A 458-nucleotide genomic window follows, 5' to 3' on the forward strand; every position below is an offset into this window, starting at 1 on the left:
CCTCTCCTCCTCTTCCCTCTTCTTTCTCTCTTTCCTTTTCTTTCCCCCCTTTTCTTCCCTCCTCCCTTTTTTTTCCCTCTCTCTCCTCTTTCCTCTTCTCTTTTCCTTTCCCTTTCTTTTCTTCTTCCTTCCCCCCCTCTTTTTCTTTTCCCCCCTCTTTTTTCTCCCCCTCCCCTTTCTTTTCTTCTTTTCCCTCCCTTTCTCCCCCCCTCCCTCCTCTTCCTCCTCTTCCTTTCCCCTTTCCTCCTTTCTTTCCCTCCTTCCTCTTTTTCCCCCCCCCCCCTTTCTTTCCCTCCTCCCCTCCCTCTCCCCCTCTCCCCCTTTTCCCTTCCCTCCCCCTTTCTCCTCTTCTTTCCTTCTCCTTTCCCCCTCCCCCCTTTTTTCCCCTCTTTCTTCCCCCCTCCCTCCTTCCCCCTTCTCCTCTCCCTCTCTTTTTCCTTCTCCCTCCTTTTCTTTCT

The 458-nt window shown here is 52.6% G+C and carries 1 protein-coding gene; it reads right to left on the minus strand.

Features of this window, described 5'->3' with window-relative positions:
* The coding region (locus KH400_RS29670) for a hypothetical protein (protein ID WP_217227976.1) at positions 1 to 458 on the minus strand (458 nt) is incomplete at both ends.

Origin of the sequence: Desertibacillus haloalkaliphilus (genome assembly GCF_019039105.1) — a bacterium.
Taxonomy (GTDB): Bacteria; Bacillota; Bacilli; order Bacillales; family KJ1-10-99; genus Desertibacillus; species Desertibacillus haloalkaliphilus.